Source organism: Klebsiella sp. YJ (assembly GCF_002108615.1).
Taxonomy (GTDB): domain Bacteria; phylum Pseudomonadota; class Gammaproteobacteria; order Enterobacterales; family Enterobacteriaceae; genus Klebsiella; species Klebsiella planticola.
Genome location: NZ_MTEG01000001.1, coordinates 116719 through 135359, shown reverse-complemented (window position 1 = coordinate 135359; position 18641 = coordinate 116719). Strand labels below are relative to the sequence as shown.

General features: G+C 54.4%; 18 protein-coding genes. 11 read left to right on the top strand and 7 right to left on the bottom strand.

Translation table 11 applies throughout. The features are described from left to right. Positions 1–27 precede the first annotated feature (27 nt). From rsmF to yebS, 3 genes are all read right to left on the bottom strand, one after another. Positions 28–1461, bottom strand: coding sequence for a 16S rRNA (cytosine(1407)-C(5))-methyltransferase RsmF (gene rsmF, locus BV390_RS00610; RefSeq protein ID WP_085396355.1), 1434 nt, complete (start codon positions 1459–1461; stop codon positions 28–30). A gap of 74 nt (positions 1462–1535) precedes the next feature. Further along, positions 1536–4169 (bottom strand): PqiB family protein, encoded by a 2634-nt coding sequence (locus tag BV390_RS00605; protein WP_032686986.1) that lies wholly within the window; start codon positions 4167–4169, stop codon positions 1536–1538. Beyond that, positions 4138–5421: a membrane integrity lipid transport subunit YebS gene (gene yebS, locus BV390_RS00600; protein ID WP_015584017.1), complete on the bottom strand. Its 1284-nt coding sequence runs from the start codon at positions 5419–5421 to the stop codon at positions 4138–4140. Before yebS ends, BV390_RS00605 begins: the two co-directional genes overlap by 32 nt. A gap of 132 nt (positions 5422–5553) precedes the next feature. On the opposite strand from yebS, the gene BV390_RS00595 reads away from it, so the two are divergent. The 4 genes from BV390_RS00595 to htpX all read left to right on the top strand — a co-directional run bounded on the left by BV390_RS00595 (position 5554) and on the right by htpX (position 10009). Beyond that, entirely contained in the window at positions 5554–6051 is a 498-nt protein-coding gene (locus BV390_RS00595) for a GAF domain-containing protein (RefSeq protein ID WP_064367730.1), read from the top strand. A 97-nt stretch (positions 6052–6148) separates the two neighbouring features. Beyond that, positions 6149–6823, top strand: coding sequence for an RNA chaperone ProQ (gene proQ, locus BV390_RS00590; protein ID WP_004863942.1), 675 nt, complete (start codon positions 6149–6151; stop codon positions 6821–6823). Between the two features lie 19 nt (positions 6824–6842). Beyond that, entirely contained in the window at positions 6843–8891 is a 2049-nt protein-coding gene (gene prc / locus BV390_RS00585; protein ID WP_032686988.1) for a carboxy terminal-processing peptidase, read from the top strand. A 236-nt stretch (positions 8892–9127) separates the two neighbouring features. Continuing rightward, positions 9128–10009 carry a protease HtpX gene (htpX, locus tag BV390_RS00580; RefSeq protein ID WP_004863936.1) on the top strand — a complete coding sequence of 294 codons (882 nt, stop codon included), beginning with the start codon at positions 9128–9130 and terminating at the stop codon, positions 10007–10009. Between the two features lie 79 nt (positions 10010–10088). Here htpX and BV390_RS00575 read toward each other — a convergent pair whose 3' ends face one another. After that, the gene (locus BV390_RS00575) at positions 10089–11462 is read right to left on the bottom strand and encodes an MFS transporter (protein WP_032686989.1); all 1374 of its coding nucleotides are present in this window, start codon (positions 11460–11462) and stop codon (positions 10089–10091) included. A 177-nt stretch (positions 11463–11639) separates the two neighbouring features. Here BV390_RS00575 and kdgR point away from each other — a divergent pair, with 177 nt between their 5' ends. After that, complete coding sequence (kdgR, locus tag BV390_RS00570; protein ID WP_032686990.1) at positions 11640–12431, top strand: DNA-binding transcriptional regulator KdgR; 792 nt, start codon at positions 11640–11642, stop codon at positions 12429–12431. Between the two features lie 65 nt (positions 12432–12496). On the opposite strand, the gene BV390_RS00565 is transcribed toward kdgR, so the two are convergent. After that, positions 12497–12736: a YobH family protein gene (locus BV390_RS00565; RefSeq protein WP_032686991.1), complete on the bottom strand. Its 240-nt coding sequence runs from the start codon at positions 12734–12736 to the stop codon at positions 12497–12499. Positions 12737–12895: 159 nt separating this feature from the next. Here BV390_RS00565 and mgrB point away from each other — a divergent pair, with 159 nt between their 5' ends. The 6 genes from mgrB to rlmA all read left to right on the top strand — a co-directional run bounded on the left by mgrB (position 12896) and on the right by rlmA (position 17196). Then, positions 12896–13039 carry a PhoP/PhoQ regulatory lipoprotein MgrB gene (gene mgrB / locus BV390_RS00560; protein ID WP_015584020.1) on the top strand — a complete coding sequence of 48 codons (144 nt, stop codon included), beginning with the start codon at positions 12896–12898 and terminating at the stop codon, positions 13037–13039. Between the two features lie 74 nt (positions 13040–13113). Further along, positions 13114–13398: a YebO family protein gene (locus tag BV390_RS00555; protein ID WP_032686992.1), complete on the top strand. Its 285-nt coding sequence runs from the start codon at positions 13114–13116 to the stop codon at positions 13396–13398. 638 nt (positions 13399–14036) lie between these two features. Further along, positions 14037–14153, top strand: a complete 117-nt coding sequence (locus BV390_RS00550) for a DUF2627 domain-containing protein (RefSeq protein ID WP_049267871.1) — start codon at positions 14037–14039, stop codon at positions 14151–14153. A gap of 40 nt (positions 14154–14193) precedes the next feature. Then, complete coding sequence (gene cspE, locus BV390_RS00545) at positions 14194–14403, top strand: transcription antiterminator/RNA stability regulator CspE (protein ID WP_001062678.1); 210 nt, start codon at positions 14194–14196, stop codon at positions 14401–14403. 188 nt (positions 14404–14591) lie between these two features. Further along, the gene (gene ftsI, locus BV390_RS00540; protein ID WP_046852211.1) at positions 14592–16340 is read left to right on the top strand and encodes a peptidoglycan glycosyltransferase FtsI; all 1749 of its coding nucleotides are present in this window, start codon (positions 14592–14594) and stop codon (positions 16338–16340) included. A gap of 61 nt (positions 16341–16401) precedes the next feature. Continuing rightward, complete coding sequence (gene rlmA / locus BV390_RS00535; RefSeq protein ID WP_032699385.1) at positions 16402–17196, top strand: 23S rRNA (guanine(745)-N(1))-methyltransferase; 795 nt, start codon at positions 16402–16404, stop codon at positions 17194–17196. Between the two features lie 3 nt (positions 17197–17199). Here the strand turns inward: rlmA and mntP are convergent, their stop codons facing one another. Then, on the bottom strand, positions 17200–17766 hold the full coding sequence (mntP, locus tag BV390_RS00530; protein ID WP_032686995.1) for a manganese efflux pump MntP: 567 nt from the start codon (positions 17764–17766) through the stop codon (positions 17200–17202). A 416-nt stretch (positions 17767–18182) separates the two neighbouring features. Further along, positions 18183–18641 (bottom strand): DUF986 family protein, encoded by a 459-nt coding sequence (locus BV390_RS00520; protein ID WP_032686997.1) that lies wholly within the window; start codon positions 18639–18641, stop codon positions 18183–18185.

Below are 18641 nucleotides of genomic sequence, written 5' to 3'. Positions count from 1 at the left end.
AAAAAAATGCGCTTTTTTTGCGCGCGATCACGCCTTGCCAGCAAAAAGTTTACCGTCGCGCACCAGCTCACGCGGGTAGCTGTTTTTCAAACGGGAGCCGACTTTTTTCGCCAGCCCCAGCGTTGCTCCCTGGAACGTGACGATGACTTCATCCTGCCGCGGCGGCGTTGCAGGATAGACATCGCGGCCACGATACCACTCTTGCGCTTCATCCTGCGTCAGTTCAAACGGGGCATCCGGTGCGGCGAGGGCAATGACCGCTTCATGCTGCCAGCGAAAGCCTTTGTTATGGGTTTCCGCCAGGCGAATGCCAATCCGCGAAAAACGGACCTGGCCGATAAATGATTCCAGCGCTTGCGGAAACAGCCAAATCTCTTTATCACGCTGCCAGAGCGTATGACTGTCATCCCAGTGCAGCCCGACGGCGGCAGCGGCGGCGGTAATCGCTGCGGCTTCGCGGCTTTTAAGCGGTGCAAAAGGAAATTTACCGACTTTGTAACCCGGCGCCGGTAGCGCTTCGATCGCCGCGGTTTTCTTGAGGCGGGCAACAAAAAAGCCCTCGCAGTCAAAAATCTGCGGAAAGACGTGGAGAAATCCTTCTGCGGTTAAGGCCTCCGTAGCCTGTGGGAACAGCGCGCCAAGCGGTAATACCTCGACCGCCTGCGGATAGCGGGCTAACAGCCACTGCACGACCTCCTGGTTCTCTTCCCGGTTCAGGGTGCAGGTTGAGTACACCAGCGTGCCGCCAGGGCGCAGCGCGTGAAATGCGCTGTCGATGAGCTCCCGTTGGGTTTCGGCGATCTGCTGGTTACTCTCTGGCGACCAGTTTTTCAACGCATCGGGATCTTTGCGCACCACCCCCTCGCCGGAGCAGGGAGCATCCAGCAGGATAGCGTCAAAGCGTTCCGGCAGCGCGGCGCCAAACACCCGGCCATCGAAGTGGGTCAAGGCAACATTGCTGATGCCGCAGCGGCTGATATTGGCATGCAGGACTTTAACCCGGCTGGCGGAAAACTCATTGGCGAGGATCCCGCCCGCATTTCCCATGCGCGCGGCGATCTGCGTGGTTTTGGAACCAGGTGCAGCGGCGACATCCATGACCCGCTGTGGCATGTCGCCATCGGCAAACAGCGCCGCAACCGGCAGCATAGAACTGGCTTCCTGGATATAAAACAGGCCGCTGAGATGTTCGGCGGTGCTGCCCAGCGGCAGGGCGTCCTCATCATCGCGTTCGATCCAAAAGCCCTCTTCGCACCAGGGGATCGGCGTCAGCTGCCAGCCATAGGGCGCTACCCGCTGCAGAAAGCCGGCAACGGAAATTTTCAGCGTATTCACGCGCAGGCTGCGGCGTAACGGGCGCTGGCAGGCAGCGATAAACGCATCGAAAGAGAGATGCGTGGGCATCGCGTCACGCATTTGAGCGAGGAATTGGTCAGGAAAATAGACTGCGTTTTGAGCCACTGGTGCGCACCACAAGAAAAAAGGGTGCGCAGTTTATCATAAACGCTCCGGCGGGGGACACCGGAGCGTTTTGCTTACTGTGGCAGGGCCGTGCCCCATTCACGCCACTCTTTCGGTTCGCTTTCCAGCAGCAGGAAGTGTTTACCATCCTGTGCCTTCGGCGCCAGCGGCGTGCCTGGCGGCGTGGCAAAGGAGATGCCGCCGCGAATGAACTGGTTAAAGGTCCCGGTTTTCACCACGCCGCCAATCAGGCCAAAGTCGAGGTTATAGCCGGAAGAGAGCCAGAAGACCGAATTGTTACGCACCAGATACTGATAGCGTTTGCTGATACGCAATTTGACCATTACGCGATCCGACATTGAACCCAGAGTCAGCCCGGTGACCGTACCGACTTCCAGTCCGCGGAACAGTACCGGCGTTCCGATATCCAGCGAACCGGCTTCCGGCACTTCGACAACGATGCTCAGACCGTCAATGTAGCGGGAGTCGCTAATCGTCGTTTCCTGAATTTCGAAATCACGGCGTGCCGTGCCGCGACCCGGTTCAACGTTGATATAGGGCTGGAAAATGGTATCCAGGTGTTCGACACCCGCGGCCGAAATCTGCGGGGTGATCACCGAGAAGCGGGTCCCGCTGCGGGCGAAGGTGTCGACGTACTCTGGGTAGAGCACGGCTTTCGCCTGGACTTCGTTTTTCGCGGTAATCAGATTCAGGGACTGGATCTGGCCGATATTAATGCCCAGGTAGCGAATCGGCATCCCTTCGGAAATTTTACCGGCATCAAAGGCATGCAGCGTAATCTGGCCACCGACTGCCCGCGCAGCGGTTTCAGAAGCATAGAGAATGCGTTTGTTGCCAATTCGCGCGCCGGCGCTGCTGCCGCTGAGATCGTCAAAGCTGACAGCGCCCCTCAAGGCCCGTGACAGCGGTGACGCCTGCACGGTCAGACCATTGCCATCGAGCTGGACCTTGGCGCCTCCCTCGGCCCAGAAGACGCTATTGTTGGTCAACAGATAGCGATATTCCGGCTTAATATGCAGATCGATATCAAATGCGTTGCGCCGGGGTTTAACCGAAATGATCTCGCCGACGGCAAACTTACGGTACAGCACCACCGAACCTTCCTGAACATCCGGCAGGGTCTCTGCCGTCAGGCTCAGAGTGGTGGTGGGCACTTCGCTGAGGCTGTTTTCTTCCGCCTTCTCCATATTGGCATACAGCGGATAGCTGGCTTGTATTGTCCCTTTCTCGCCAGGGATAATGCGAATACCGCCTTCGACCCACTCGCTGGCGCTGGCGCCAAGCACTTTGATGCCATCAAAACCCACTTTCACGTCAAGGCGGCTGTTAACGACAAATTTGCTGTCGCCGCGCACCAGGTCGCGATATTCAGGGGTAATGGCCACCTGGAACGTGACGCCTTTCGCGGTCAGCTTGCGCTCCAGAACCTGACCCACTTTCACGCCGTGCAGCACCAGCGGCTGCCCGGCATCAATACCGTAACTCTCCGCTGCCGTGAGCGTAACCGTAGCCACATCCGGTTCATCGAGCAGGGATTTGTCAGCCGGAAGCACCACAAAGTGATTCCGCGTCTCCCCCTCTCCGGGCACCAGTTCGAACGTATTCCCGGTCAGCAGGGCGCTGAGGCTGGGGTTATCCAGCGAGATTTTCGGCTTTTTCATCTGAATAAGCGTCTTATCTCTGAGCAGGGTGACAACGCTTGGGTCCACCGTCATCTCACCGGTCACTTTACTGCCGGGATTGAGATTGAGTTTGGTCAGCTGCCCGACTTCCAGCCCCTGATACATGAGCGGGGTGGAGCCGGCTTTCAGGCCTTCGCCGTCAGGCAGTTCCAGCGTGACCAGGACCCCGCGCTGGCTGTGGGCCAAATCTTCATACAGCCCGTATTCATCGTTTTGCTGAGCCGGTTGGGAATCCGCAGGGGAGTCAAAGGCAATCGCGCCGTTAACCAGCGCGGAGAGGCTTTCCAGCTGGACCTTCGCGCCGCCGAGGCCGACATCGGCCTTAACCCCTGAGACATTCCAGAAGCGGCTGCCTTTTTTCACCAGGTTCGTAAAGCGGCGTTCGATCAGCACATCGATAGTGACGCCCTGATTGTTATCATTGAGCGCAAAATCGTAAACCCGGCCCACCGGAATTTTGCGGAAGTAGACCAGCGATCCGCTGGTGAGCGAACCGAGGTCCGGCGCCTGCAGATGAATCATCAGCTCGCCGTTGTTGATATGGTATTTCGGCTGGGTATCGAGGGCGACGAAATGGTCCTGCGGTTCGCCTTTGCCCGGCATCATACCGATATAGTTACCGCCAACTAGCGCATCAAGACCGGATACGCCGGCCAGCGAGGCTTTCGGAGTCACCAGCCAGAATTGGGTATCTTTGCGCAGAGCGTCTTTCATGTCGCCTTTGACGCTGGCGGATACCTCGATTTTACTCAGGTCTTTGCTCAGCGAGATATTCTCGACGGTGCCCACCTCGACCCCTTGATAGCGGATAGGCGTGCGCCCCGGGACAATCCCGTTGGCCGACTGGAAGTCGATGGTGATGGTCGTCCCGCGATCGTTATAGCTGGTCCAGATCAGCCAGCTGGCGATCAACAGGGCTATTACCGGCAGCAGCCAGAATGGCGAGATGCGACGTTTGGTTTTGATTCTGGCTTCAGTCGGTGAAGCGGGCGTTTCCTGACTCATGTGCGTCCCAAAGTAAGCGGCTGTCCAGCCATTCAACAGCAAGGATAGTTAATATTACCGCGGCGCCGAAATATACCGCAGCAGGCCCCATCGTGAAAGCGAGGAGTTGGTCGCGATTAATCAGTGACATGGTTAATGAGATAACAAAAAGATCCAACATTGACCAACGGCCGATCCAGGTAATCAGCCGCAGCAGGATGATGCGGGTACGCAACCCCTGTTCGCACTTGAATTGTATGCTCACTAACAGCGTAAACAACACAATAACTTTGGTAAATGGCACCAGAATACTGGCGATAAACACGACGCCGGCAATCGCCACATTGCTATTGGCCAACGACATAATCCCCGAAAGAATCGTATCATCCTGACGTGCGCCGTTGACGTAAATAATTGAGATCGGCAGCAGGTTAGCGGGAAGCAGGAACACCACCGAAGCAATCAGCCCGGCCCAGCTTCGCTGCAGGCTCTGCGGTCGTCGATGGTGGAGCGGCGTATGGCAGCGTCGGCAGCGCCCGCGAGCGTCGCGAAAGCCGGTGTAATGGCAGCCGGTGCAAACCTGTAGCGCCGGGTCGGCCCGAAACGCAGGCCGCTGGGGATAAAATCGCTCCCACAACTCTTCCACGTTCATATGAATGATCGTCAGAATGCTGAGCAGGGTGAGGGAGATAAAGGCCACAAGCCCGACGCCCGGCTGCAGGAAGGCGTAATCCTGTACCTTGATGGAGGCCACGCCGATACCGACCAGATAGATATCCAGCATCACCCACTCTTTCAGTTTTTCCAGCATCAGCAGCACCGGGCGTAAATTCATGCCCAGAACGTTCCCCAGCCAGAGATAGGCGATAGAGATGACCAGCAGCGCCGGTGCGCCAATCGCACAAAACAGCACCATCGCGGCAGTGAGCGGATCGCCCTGGCCGGTCATTTGCCAGATCCCCTGGATCACGTTCGCATCGATACGTACGCCGAGCAGATGCAGACGCAGTAAGGGTTCGGTCCACGCAAAGGGCATCAGGAGCATCATGGTGATGGCCATACTACCCAGCCGCGAAAGAGACCAGTCGCGGCCATCACGCACTTTCGCATTGCAGCGCGGGCACCAGGCGCTTTGATAACGCTTAAGCACCGGCAAACGAAAAAGAACGTCACACTGCGGGCAGCGGTGATAATGTGCCTGGGGTAGCGGACGGCTGACCGCATGCACGACCATCTTTTTTGCCGGTGTTATCGGTTGTGTTTTTAGTGGCATTTATTACGTACAGGAATGAATGTATCTCACTATCTTAACCCAGGATTGAATTCATCTTGAGCCTGAACGCATTTAATGCTTATTTTATTAGGCAATGCGTGTTTCGCAGTAAGACAACTAAGTGACCAGATAATGAACAAAACAGAATTTTACGCGGATTTGAACCGTGATTTTCAGGCTTTAATGGCAGGTGAAACCAGTTTTTTGGCGATGATCTCTAATACCAGCGCGCTGCTGTTTGAGCGCCTGACCGAGGTTAACTGGGCAGGTTTCTATTTGCTCGAAGGGGAGACGCTGGTTTTAGGACCATTCCAGGGCAAACTGGCCTGCGTACGGATTCCGGTTGGGCGAGGCGTTTGCGGTGCGGCCGTTGCGCAAAATCGCGTTCAGCGGGTGGAAGATGTCCATGCCTTCGATGGACATATCGCATGTGATGCCGCCAGCAATTCGGAAATCGTCTTTCCGCTGCAGGTGAACAATCAGATTATTGGCGTTCTGGATATCGACAGCACCGCCTTTTCCCGCTTCACCGCTGAGGATGAGCAGGGGCTGGCTGAACTGGTCGCACATCTGGAAAAACTCATTTCTGCGACTGACTACCAAAAAATATTCGCCCACGTCGCAGGATAATCAACGGATAACGTAGCATTTAGCGATGGCGTCATTATAATGACGCCTGTTCATGCCTGCGGCTTGTTGGCTACGTCCGTTGTAATCAGGAAATTTCATGGAAAATCAACCTAAGTTGAATAGCAGTAAAGAAGTTATCGCGTTTCTGGCCGAACGTTTCCCTCAGTGCTTCAGCGCTGAAGGTGAAGCTCGCCCCCTGAAAGTCGGTATTTTTCAGGATCTCGTGGAGCGTGTTGGGGGAGAGATGAATCTCAGCAAAACCCAACTTCGTGCCGCTTTACGTCTTTATACTTCGAGCTGGCGCTATCTGTACGGCGTTAAGCCAGGCGCAGTCCGCGTTGACCTTGACGGCAACCCGTGCGGCGAACTGGAAGAGCAGCATGTTGCTCACGCTCGTCAGCAGCTCGAAGAAGCAAAAGCTCGCGTTCAGGCGCAGCGCGCAAGCCAGCAGGCTAAAAAGCGCGAAGCCGCCGCCGCTGCGGGTCAGCAGGAAGACGGTGCTCGTCGTGAGCGTAAGCCACGTCCTCAGGTTCGTCGCAAAGAAGGCACCGAACAGCGTAAGCCGCGTCCAGCAGTTGCAAAAGCACCGCGTGAAGAGCGTCATACCCCTGTATCAGATCTGACCGCGTTAAGCGTTGGCCAGGCTCTGAAGGTGAAAGCAGGCAACAACGCAATGGACGCCACCGTTCTGGAAATCACCAAAGATGGCGTTCGTGTACAGCTGACTTCTGGTATGTCAATGATTGTACGCGCAGAACACCTGGTGTTCTGAAACGGAGGCCGGGCCAGGCATGAACACATTCTTTAAGCTCACCGCGCTTGCGGGCCTGCTAGCAATAGCAGGCCATGCGTTCGCCGTGGACGATATCACTCGAGTCGATCAAATTCCCGTGCTGAAAGAAGAGCCGCAGCACGCGACGGTGAGTGAGCGCGTTACCTCGCGCTTTACCCGTTCTCACTATCGGCAATTTGATCTCGACAACGCCTTCTCGGCAAAAATTTACGACCGCTATCTGAATCTGCTGGACTACAGCCACAACGTGCTGTTGGCCAGTGATATTGCTCAGTTCTCGGCGAAGAAGAATCAAATCGGCGATGAGCTGCGCACCGGAAAGCTGGACGTTTTTTACGACCTGTATAACCTGGCGCAGAAGCGTCGTTTTGAGCGCTATCAGTATGCATTGAAGGTGCTGGAACGTCCGATGGACTTTACCGGCAACGACAATTTCAACCTTGACCGCAGCAAAGCCCCCTGGCCGAAAGACGAAGCCGAGCTCAACGCGCTGTGGGATGCCAAGGTTAAGTTTGACCAGCTGAGCCTCAAGCTCACTGGCAAAGATGACAAAGAAATTCGCGATACCTTAACGCGTCGCTACAAATTCGCCATTCGCCGTCTGGCGCAGACCAACAGCGAAGATGTGTTCTCAATGGTGATGACCGCTTTCGCTCGCGAGATTGACCCGCACACCAACTATCTTTCTCCGCGCAATACCGAACAGTTCAATACGGAAATGAGCCTGTCATTAGAGGGCATCGGCGCGGTACTGCAGATGGATGACGACTATACGGTCATCAATTCGCTGGTAGCCGGTGGTCCGGCGGCGAAGAGTAAATCGATCGCCGTCGGCGATCGTATCGTCGGCGTCGGCCAGTCGGGTAAAGGCATGGTTGACGTCATCGGCTGGCGTCTGGATGACGTTGTCGCGCTGATCAAAGGGCCGAAGGGCAGCAAGGTGCGTCTCGAAGTTCTGCCTGCCGGTAAGGGGGCCAAAACCCGCATCGTCACGCTGACCCGAGAGCGCATTCGTCTCGAAGACCGCGCGGTGAAGATGTCGGTGAAAACCGTCGGCAAAGAGAAAGTCGGCGTGCTGGATATCCCGGGCTTCTACGTTGGCCTGACGGATGACGTTAAGGTGCAGCTGCAGAAGCTGGAGAAACAGAACGTCAGCAGCATTGTTATCGACCTGCGCAGCAATGGCGGTGGGGCGCTGACCGAAGCCGTTTCGCTATCTGGCCTGTTTATTCCGTCTGGCCCGGTGGTTCAGGTCCGTGACAACAATGGCAAAGTGCGTGAAGACAGCGATACCGATGGCGTGGTGTACTATAAAGGCCCGCTGGTGGTGTTGGTCGATCGTTTCAGTGCTTCGGCCTCTGAAATCTTCGCTGCCGCTATGCAGGACTACGGTCGCGGCTTAATTGTTGGCGAGCCGACCTTTGGTAAAGGCACCGTTCAGCAGTATCGCTCGCTGAACCGGATTTACGATCAGATGCTGCGCCCTGACTGGCCGGCGCTGGGCTCCGTACAGTACACCATTCAGAAGTTCTACCGCATTAACGGCGGCAGTACCCAACGTAAAGGTGTCACGCCGGATATCATGATGCCGACCGGGAGCGAAGATCGCGAAACCGGCGAGCAGTATGAAGATAACGCGCTGCCGTGGGATAGCGTCAATGCGGCGACCTACGTGAAATCCGGTGATTTGAAGCCGTTCGATCCGCAGCTGCTGAAGCTGCATAATGAGCGGATTGCCAAAGATCCTGAGTTCCAGTACATCATGAAGGACATCGCTCGCTATAACGCAATGAAAGATAAGCGTTATATCGTTTCTCTCAACTACGCCCAGCGTGAGAAAGAGAACGAAGAAGACGACGCGACGCGCCTGGCGCGGATTAACGACCGTCTGAAGCGCGAAGGTAAACCGCCGCTGAAGAAACTGGACGATCTGCCGAAGGACTATCAGGAGCCGGATCCGTATCTTGATGAGACGGTCCACATTGCGGTAGACCTTGCGCATCTTGAGAAAGAGATGCCCGCGGTAGAACCGCCGGTCAGCAAATAAGCACCCAACGGGCACAATGATTGTGCCCGTTTTTCTTTCCATCATCCTCCAGGCCGTCCTCTCTTATACATACAAAATGTCAACAACTTACGCGGATGTCAGTTCGTCGTGACAAAATGTAAAGTTGTGTTTTTCTCGTGACTTAGCGGGGCCTGATCGTTGAAAATTAGCGTTCTACCCATACGATATGGGTAATCGCATAGTGCGTTTTGTTAAATCGAGGTTAAAAGAAAATTATGATGCGAATCGCGCTTTTCCTGTTGACCAACCTGGCAGTGATGGTGGTCTTCGGGCTGGTGTTAAGCCTGACGGGAATTCAGTCAAGCAGCATGACCGGGTTACTGATCATGGCGCTGCTTTTTGGTTTTGGTGGATCGATCGTTTCGCTGATGATGTCGAAATGGATGGCGCTGAAATCCGTGGGTGGGGAAGTGATTGAGCAGCCGCGCAATGAAACGGAACGCTGGCTGATGAACACCGTCGCGCAGCAGGCGCAGCAGGCGGGTATTGGCATGCCGCAGGTCGCCATCTACCACGCGCCGGATATCAACGCGTTTGCCACCGGCGCCCGCCGCGATGCTTCTCTGGTCGCTGTAAGCACCGGGCTGCTGCAAAACATGAGCCGCGATGAAGCTGAAGCGGTCATCGCCCACGAAATCAGCCACATCGCTAACGGTGACATGGTCACGATGACGCTGATTCAGGGGGTGGTGAACACCTTCGTTATCTTTATCTCGCGTGTTATCGCGCAGATTGCCGCCGGCTTCCTGGGCGGAAACCGGGATGATAGTGAAAGCAGCAACGGTAACCCGCTGATTTACTTTGCCGTAGCGACCGTGCTGGAACTGGTGTTCGGTATCCTGGCCAGCATCATTACCATGTGGTTCTCGCGCTACCGCGAATTCCACGCCGATGCCGGGTCTGCCAGACTGGTTGGTCGTGAGAAAATGATTGCCGCGCTGCAGCGCCTGAAAACCAGCTACGAACCACAGGAAGCCAGCAGCATGATGGCGTTCTGCATTAACGGTAAGGCGAAGTCAATGAGCGAACTGTTCATGACTCACCCGCCGCTGGATAAGCGTATTGAAGCGCTGCGCAGTGGCGAATACCTGAAGTAACGTTGTTGCAGAGTAGGTAAAAAAAATCCGCGGCCCTCGGGCGGCGGATTTTTTTATGGCTGAAGCCTGAGGAGGGCGGCTATTGCCCAGGCCGGGGCTGAGTTACGCGAAGCCCGCTGACGGTTGCGGCAATCACCGCCAGTCCACCGGCCAACAGCAGTGCGCTGTGGGTGCCGCTGTTGCCCTGCAGGTTAAGCAGCAGGGCAACCAGCGCCGCACCGGTACTTTGACCGAGCAGACGCGCGGTCCCGAGCATTCCGCTGGCGCCGCCGCTGCGATGGGCCGGTGCGGAAGAGACAATGGTATGGTTGTTTGGCGACTGGAACAGGCCAAAACCGGCGCCGCACAGCGCCATGCGCCAGATAATATCCAGATCGGAAGGCGTGGAGGGCAACAGCGCAAGGCCAAACAGGCCGCAGGCCATCACCAGCAGGCCGATTGCCCCCAGTAATCCCGCGTGCACTTTCTCAATCATATAACCTGCCAGCGGCGCCATCACCATGGTAGCCAGAGGCCATGGCGTCAGCAGCAAGCCGGTTTCTACTTCGCTGCGGCCCATCATCGACTGCAGGAAGAAGGGCAGGGAAACCAGCGCCAGCATTTGCGCGCAGAACGAGCAAATGGAGGTGCAGATAGACAGGGAAAACAGCGGGATGCGCAGCAGGTCAATCGGCAGCAGCGGGACTGGCATCTGCAGCTGGCGGCGCACAAAAAAGAAACCGATAACCAGCATCGCGGCCACTTCCGCAAGTACGAATCGTCCCGACTGACCCTGGGCAAAACCGCCGAGAGCGGTGATCAACAGGCCAAACGTCAGCGCATTCATTATGGCGCTGGGAAGATCGAAGCGGGTGATTTTGCTCCGGCCAACGTTTGCTGGCAGGTAACGCATGGCGAGGATAAGCGAAACAATCCCGAGCGGAATATTAATAAAAAAGAGCCATTGCCAGGAGGCAACCGAGAGAATAGCGGCTGCAATGGTGGGGCCGGCGGCCGATGAAACCGCCACCACGAAGGAGTTAATCCCCATTCCGCGCCCGAGAAAACGCTGCGGGAAAATAAGTCGGATCAGCGCTGTGTTGACGCTCATCAGGGCGGCGCCGCCAAGGCCCTGCGCGACGCGGGCAAGCGTCAGCATCTGCAGACTATGGGAGAGCGCGCAGGCGAGCGAGGTCAGAGTAAATAGCGCAAGACCGATTTTATAGATACGCCGATAGCCAAACATATCGCCGAGAAAAGAGAGCGGCAGAAGGGCAATCACGATAGCTATCTGGTAGGCGTTGACAATCCAGATTGACGCCGCCGGCGAGGCGTTTAAATCGGTGGCGATAGTCGGCAGAGCCACGTTGGCAATTGCGCCGTCGAGCACCGCCATGGCCAACCCTAAAACGATGGTCAGAATTGCGCCGTAGCGCTGCGGCAAAGGCAGGCCATCGGCAATGTTTTTATCCATGGTGAATGTATGTCTTTATGGTAATTATTCTCTGAGTAATGATTTTAGCATTGATTATTCGGCTGTATGTCGCAGATTTGTAACGAATGAGCAGAAGAACGATTGCGGGGGCCGCGATGCGAATTTATAATAAAAACCGGTTCTGATTTTTATAAAACAGTTACGATGAGGTGATAAATGGCAGTTGCAGATTTGGATAAGCAGCCAGATTCTGTCTCTTCGGTATTGAAGGTTTTTGGCATTCTGCAGGCGCTTGGTGAAGAGCGTGAAATTGGCATTACCGAACTGTCCCAGCGCGTCATGATGTCAAAAAGCACCGTTTATCGCTTTTTGCAAACCATGAAATCGCTGGGCTATGTGGCGCAGGAAGGCGAATCTGAGAAATACTCCCTGACGCTCAAGCTGTTCGAACTGGGCGCGCGTGCGCTACAGAATGTCGACCTGGTCCGCAGTGCCGACATCCAGATGCGTGAACTTTCGCGGCTGACGAAAGAGACGATCCACCTGGGCGCGCTGGATGAAGACAGCATCGTCTATATCCACAAAATCGACTCCATGTACAACCTGCGGATGTACTCGCGTATCGGTCGCCGCAACCCGTTGTACAGTACCGCTATCGGTAAAGTGCTGCTGGCGTGGCGCGATCGCGCTGAAGTTGAGCAGATTCTTGAAGGCGTCGAATATAAACGCAGCACCGAGCGGACCATCACCAGTACGCAAGCGCTGCTTGACGTCCTGGATCAGGTGCGTCAGCAGGGGTACGGTGAAGATAATGAAGAGCAGGAAGAGGGGCTGCGCTGCATCGGCGTACCGGTTTTCGACCGCTTTGGCGTGGTGATTGCCGGCCTGAGTATCTCTTTCCCGACGCTGCGTTTCTCAGAAGAGCGTCTGAGTGAATACGTGGCGATGTTGCACACGGCGGCGCGTAAGATTTCTGAACAGATGGGCTATAACGACTATCCATTCTGATCCGAATGGCGCTGTGGTCAGTTAAACGACAGCGGGAATGCGCTTCCCGCTGTCGCTTTTACGCATCAACCTTTGTCGATAACGGTTTCGCTTTTGCGTAAAATCGGGCAGTCGGTAACACCGATAATACCGCTATCAGAATGAACGTATTGTGCGGTACTGGTGCCGCGAGCGGTCAGATATTTACACTGAAGCCCCAGTCCCGCAGCATTCTGATTGCTGCCAATAAGAATGCCATAGCCGCTCAATAATATACCAATCCATACGATAGCCAGTACTACAATGGAACGAATGATTAATCGCATTGTTGCCTCATGGTTTGCATTATCCCTGCGCTTATTTTGACAGCTACACGTATTGAAACAAGTCTATGATTCCTAAACTTGTCTTTCGTATTACAGTTAGCCACGGTTTAAGATGCTCATGTTATCCTGGAAACATCTGATACTGATGCGGAGAATGGAGTGAAAAAAGTACGCTGGGTTTTGCTGATAGTCATCATAGCGGGCTGTTTGTTGCTGTGGACTCAGATGCTTAACGTAATGTGCGATCAAGATGTACAGTTTTTCAGCGGCATCTGCACAATCAATAAGTTTATCCCCTGGTAAGACATTTTTATGACGACCGATTTCCTTCTGCTGCGCGAGTGGTAGAATGGACGCCTTCTCTTTGAGGTGGTGAAATGAGTGAGTTACTGAATCCTGGGATCTTAAATCTGGCATCGTTGGCACTGTCCGTTGTGCTGCTGCTTGTCGGTTTGTTGTTATGGTTTTTTGTTAATCGCGCAAGTTCGCGCACCAATCAGCAGATTGAACTGCTGCAGGCGTTACTGGACCAGCAAAAGCGGCAAAATGCGCTGCTGCGCCGTCTCTGTGAAGCCAATGAGCCTGAGAAACAAGAGGTTACTAAGACTTCGGCGGGAGAGAAAGACGATGACGACTTTATCCGTCTCGTCGCCGAACGGTAGCTGACTGACAGGTGTGCACCGCGTCGGTGTGCACCTGGATCTAAGGAGTCGCTATAACTTTTTCTTATCCTTTCCGATCGTTTTGTTACACTTCCTCGCCCCCTGAGTGTGTTCCTGCTCCCAATTCTGGCTATTGACGTCATTGATTTTTTAGTTAATCAAATAAAATAATAACAATCTGTTTTAATTGTCTGATGAAAAAATATCGTCATTAATGCTTCACGTTTAAATTGTATTATAAATAATATTTATAACGGAAGCGGATGACGATTTTATATCTTTACCTCCGCAGAATTTAAGCGAAATTTCAACTATCGATATGACCTTTTATACGCATCATTATGCACCGGCCCTGACCCTGTGTGCTGAAAATGTGGTGTTAGAATAGCCGGGTACCTGGACGAACCGAAGTTGTTGAGCTATGGTAAAAAAGTTGCAACCATCGGGTTTGCTATAATTGCGAATCCTGCGGTAGCAGCGAGGGCAACCCTGGGCGGCAAAGACGCATAAATGTGCAGGTGATCAAATGATTACCTTATAATTTGTGCGGAGGATCGAGACACGTTTAAAAATGGCTTGCCATTATTTACGTTGTATGTGATAACACCTTTCGGGTTAAACGAGGTACAGTTCTGTTTATGTGTGGCATTTTCAGTAAAGAAGTCCTGAGTAAACACGTTGTCGTTGAATACCGCTTCTCTGCCGAACCTTATATTAGTGCCTCATGCAGTAATGTGTCAGTTTTATCTATGTAAGCGCCTGTGGGCGAAGAAAACAGTCTAAGGAATTTTGCAAATGGCAAAGATTAAAGGTCAAGTTAAGTGGTTCAACGAGTCTAAAGGTTTTGGTTTCATTACTCCGGCTGATGGCAGCAAAGATGTGTTCGTACACTTCTCCGCTATCCAGGGTAATGGCTTCAAAACTCTGGCTGAAGGCCAGAACGTTGAGTTCGAAATTCAGGACGGCCAGAAAGGTCCGGCAGCAGTTAACGTTACTGCTATCTGATTCAAGACCACTCATCTTGTAAGAAAAGCCTCGCCTCTGCGGGGCTTTTTAGTCTTTATTGCAAAACATTTCCATTTTTCCCCCTCCGTCGCGCTTTGTTGCAAAACAACATCCTTATTCGCATAGTTTCGCATCCTGTTGTGCCGATTTTCTGTTAAATCAGAGGGTTGCAATATAAGGCTGGAGCTATGGTGCTAAAGTACAAAAATAAGTCAGTTGCTCATTTCACCCCTCTTCGTTTTGGGCTGTTGTGCGTGGCGATTCTCGGGTGTCTCGGAATACTGCTGGGGCGGGTGGCCTGGCTGCAAATAGTTTCTCCAGATAACCTTGTGAAACAAGAAGATATGCGTTCGTTGCGCGAAGAACCCATCGACGTGCAGCGTGGAACCATCAGCGACCGCGAGAATCGCCCGCTGGCGGTCAGCGTGCCGGTGAGCGCCATCTGGGCTGACCCGCAAACCATTATGCAAAAGGGCGGCGTTGGCTATGGCCCGCGCTGGCAGGCGATGGCGGAGGCGCTGCACCTTAATCTGAGCGATCTGGCCAAACGCGTTGAGAGCCATCCGCATATGCGCTTCATCTATCTGGCCCGTCAGGTTAACCCGGAACAGGCCGAATGGATCGACAAACTGCACCTGCCAGGGATCAACCTGCGTGATGAGTCGCGCCGATTCTATCCCGCGGGGCACGTGGCGGCTAACCTGCTGGGGTTTACTAATATCGATAACCAGGGCATTGAGGGGATTGAGAAAAGCTTTAATGCTCAGCTTACCGGAAAGCCGGGGCGCCGGCTGGTGCGTAAAGATCGTCATGGACACGTGATCGAAAATATCACCGAGATGCCGGCGGTGCCTGCGCATAATATTCAGCTGAGTATCGACGAACGTCTGCAGACGGTCACCGAAGATGCTCTGGATAACGCCGTGAACTGGAATAAGGCGGAATCCGGGGCGGCGGTACTGATTAAGATAGATACCGGCGAGATACTGGCGATGGCCAGCTATCCGGACTTCAATCCCAATAACCGTGATAACGCCAGGCTGGATGATTTTCGCAACCGCGCCATCAGTGACACCTTTGAGCCGGGCTCGACGGTAAAACCGCTGGTGGTGATGACGGCGCTACAGCAGGGGATTGTGCAGCCGGACAGCGTAGTGGATACCCATCCCTTTGTGCTTGATGGTCACCGCATTCGCGACGTTGGCTATTATCCCGAACTGTCATTAACCGGCATTTTGCAAAAATCCAGCGATACCGGCGTTTCGCATCTGTCGCTGGCCATGCCAGTCCAACACCTGATCGATACTTATAAAGCGTTCGGCTTTGGCGACCCGACCGGACTGGGGCTGACCGGCGAAAGCGCCGGGCTGATGCCTCAACGGCGCTATTGGGGCCAGCTGGACCGCGCGACCTTTGCCTTCGGATATGGTCTGATGGTGACTCCGCTGCAGCTGGCACATGTTTATGCCACTATCGGCGGCTTCGGTATTGAACGACCGCTCTCGATTACCCGTATCGACCCGCCGGTCATCGGCACGCGAGTCATGCCAGAACCGATAGTGCATGAAGTGGAGCATATGATGGAGAGCGTGGCGTTGCCGGGCGGCGGGGGAACCAAAGCGGCGGTGCGCGATTATCGCATTGCGGTGAAAACCGGGACTGCGAAAAAAATCGGTCCTGACGGTAAATATATCGATAAATATGTGGCGTATACCGCAGGCGTGGCGCCCGCCAGTCGTCCGCAGTTTGCGCTGGTGGTGGTGATTAACGATCCCAGCAATGGCGCCTATTATGGCGGGGCGGTTTCCGCACCGGTCTTTAGCCAGATCATGGGAGATGTGCTGCGGCTGGAAAATGTGATGCCGGACGGTATGCCGCAAGGTTCGGAAAATCTGATTGTGATGCATAGCGGGGATGCCGCGCCGCCGGCGTTGTAACAGTGGTCTGAAAGGGCGAATAGCGCTACACTTTCGCCCTTTCAGCGACACCGGAGTTGTCATGTCATACAGTTGCCCACTTTGCCACGCGCCGCTTTCCCGCCGCGATAATAGCTATATCTGCCCGCAGCGGCACCAGTTCGACCTGGCGAAAGAGGGGTATGTCAATTTACTGCCGGTGCAGTTTAAGCGGTCTCGCGATCCGGGCGATAGCGCGGAGATGATGCAGGCGCGGCGGGCGTTTCTCGACGCGGGCCACTATCAACCTCTGCGTGATGCCATCAGTGACTTTCTGTCCGTCGCCGCCCCTGAGCGCCTGCTTGATATCGGCTGCGGGGAAGGGTACTACACCCATGCGTTTGCCGCTATCGCCGCTCATTGTTGGGGGCTGGACGTCTCAAAGTCGGCCATTCGCGCGGCGGCCAGACGCTATCCGCAGGTCAATTTTTGCGTCGCATCGAGCCAGCGTCTGCCGTTCGACGACGCCAGCCTGGATGCGGTGGTCCGGATCTATGCCCCTTGTAATGCGCAGGAGCTGGCGCGGGTGGTCAGACCCGGCGGCTGGGTGATTACCGCCACGCCGGGGCCGCGGCATTTGCTGGAGCTGAAAGGGTTGATTTACGACGAGGTGCGTCTGCATGAGCAACATCATGAACAGATGGCTGGCTTTACATTAAGCCAGCAGCAGCAGCTGGCCTATCCGATGCAGCTGACCGGGGCCGAGGCTGAAGCGCTGCTGCAGATGACCCCATTCGCGTGGCGGGCGAAGCCGCCGGTGCGTGAAACGCTGCGCGCGCAGGCGACTTTCCGCTGCCAGACCGATTTTATGATTCACTGCTGGCAGCGTGAGGCCTGAGAACTAGCCGGCGAAATGGCTCCAGAGAATCTGGGCGCCGATACCAATCAGGACAATACCACCAAGAATTTCGGCTCGCTTGCCCAGCAGCGGGCCGATAAACCGACCGACCATTATTCCCAGCGTCGACATCACCAGCGTTGCGCAGCCGATAGCCAGCGCGGTGGCGATAATATTTACCTGCAGGAATGCCAGGCCAACCCCGACGGCCATCGCATCGAGACTGGTGGCGAAGGCGGTGGTGACCAGCAGCCAGAAACCGTGGCGGCGAGGCGCTTCACATGCCTCATCTTCGGTTGTGCGAAAACCTTCGATGACCATCCGTCCGCCGAGAAAGACCAGCAGCACGAACGCGATCCAGTGATTCCACTCCAGCACGAACTGGCTGGCGAGCATCCCCATCCCCCAGCCGACAAGCGGGGTGAGCGTTTCGATGGCGCCGAAAATTAACCCGGTGCGCAGCGCTTCGGAGAACTTAGGTTTGTGTAAGGTAGCGCCTTTACCGATAGAGGCTGCGAAGGCGTCCATGGACATGCCAAAGGCAAGAAGAATCGTAGCGGAGATGTTCATCATTGCGTCCTGACCGGGGAAAATCCATATGACACATCACAGCCCCCAGTAGATATACGCAGCCCGCGACTCAGGTATGCGTACAGCGGTGATGTGTCTATGGTCTCGCCTGATTGAACACCTTCTTCAACCCGTACGTGCCACGTTTTGCAACGAGTATGTTGACACGCACATTTCCTGGCTGGCAGGAAACCGGCTACTCCCCAACGACGGGCGCAACCTTAACATATTTTTAGAATATAAAACAATAACAGGATTTATTTATTTCAATAACCAAATGATAACGATTTTCATTTGAATTTATGCGTAAATAATTCGTTAATAAATATAAGTGAAGTGCGCAGAAGGAATATAGCCATGGCTATATATCCATCTGCCAGAAATTGCTGAAATATAGCGTTGGCTATATTTATAACTTACTGAGTGGAAACGAGAAGTTTGTAAATCTTTTCCAGATCGTCGATGTTTCGTACACGAATAAGCAGGCGCCGTTGCTCTAATTGCATCACCAGTACGCCATCTTCCGATAAATTCATCGCTTTAATTCGCTTATATTCAATCCAGATATTGGCGAAGAAAAAACCAGTCGGTTTGAAGATGATTTTCGGCGTCCGGATCCAGAACAGAAACAAACCCATTAACGCCAGCGCAGATAATAACCAGGTGGTGATTAGCGCGCCGTGGCTGATGATATTGTTATAAATCAGAATGGCGGTCAGGCCGACGAAGATGATCCCGTCAACGCGGCTGCGGCGGAGCAGGGGGATGGCCAGGAGTAACGGGCCGTTGCGACGGGGCATAATAAACTGGTCATAAATGGCAAACGCCAGCAGAACAACAATAAACAGAATCAGCACCAGATCCGTGATTGTCAT

What these genes read in the sequence shown, in the direction of transcription:
- BV390_RS00605 (WP_032686986.1), bottom strand. Translation starts at nt 4,169, where the DNA reads ATGAGTCAGGAAACGCCCGCTTCACCGACTGAAGCCAGAATCAAAACC.
- yebS (WP_015584017.1), bottom strand. Translation starts at nt 5,421, where the DNA reads ATGCCACTAAAAACACAACCGATAACACCGGCAAAAAAGATGGTCGTG.
- BV390_RS00595 (WP_064367730.1), top strand. Translation starts at nt 5,554, where the DNA reads ATGAACAAAACAGAATTTTACGCGGATTTGAACCGTGATTTTCAGGCT.
- proQ (WP_004863942.1), top strand. Translation starts at nt 6,149, where the DNA reads ATGGAAAATCAACCTAAGTTGAATAGCAGTAAAGAAGTTATCGCGTTT.
- prc (WP_032686988.1), top strand. Translation starts at nt 6,843, where the DNA reads ATGAACACATTCTTTAAGCTCACCGCGCTTGCGGGCCTGCTAGCAATA.
- htpX (WP_004863936.1), top strand. Translation starts at nt 9,128, where the DNA reads ATGATGCGAATCGCGCTTTTCCTGTTGACCAACCTGGCAGTGATGGTG.
- BV390_RS00575 (WP_032686989.1), bottom strand. Translation starts at nt 11,462, where the DNA reads ATGGATAAAAACATTGCCGATGGCCTGCCTTTGCCGCAGCGCTACGGC.
- kdgR (WP_032686990.1), top strand. Translation starts at nt 11,640, where the DNA reads ATGGCAGTTGCAGATTTGGATAAGCAGCCAGATTCTGTCTCTTCGGTA.
- BV390_RS00565 (WP_032686991.1), bottom strand. Translation starts at nt 12,736, where the DNA reads ATGCGATTAATCATTCGTTCCATTGTAGTACTGGCTATCGTATGGATT.
- BV390_RS00555 (WP_032686992.1), top strand. Translation starts at nt 13,114, where the DNA reads ATGAGTGAGTTACTGAATCCTGGGATCTTAAATCTGGCATCGTTGGCA.
- BV390_RS00550 (WP_049267871.1), top strand. Translation starts at nt 14,037, where the DNA reads ATGTGTGGCATTTTCAGTAAAGAAGTCCTGAGTAAACACGTTGTCGTT.
- cspE (WP_001062678.1), top strand. Translation starts at nt 14,194, where the DNA reads ATGGCAAAGATTAAAGGTCAAGTTAAGTGGTTCAACGAGTCTAAAGGT.
- ftsI (WP_046852211.1), top strand. Translation starts at nt 14,592, where the DNA reads ATGGTGCTAAAGTACAAAAATAAGTCAGTTGCTCATTTCACCCCTCTT.
- rlmA (WP_032699385.1), top strand. Translation starts at nt 16,402, where the DNA reads ATGTCATACAGTTGCCCACTTTGCCACGCGCCGCTTTCCCGCCGCGAT.
- mntP (WP_032686995.1), bottom strand. Translation starts at nt 17,766, where the DNA reads ATGAACATCTCCGCTACGATTCTTCTTGCCTTTGGCATGTCCATGGAC.
- BV390_RS00520 (WP_032686997.1), bottom strand. Translation starts at nt 18,641, where the DNA reads ATGACAATCACGGATCTGGTGCTGATTCTGTTTATTGTTGTTCTGCTG.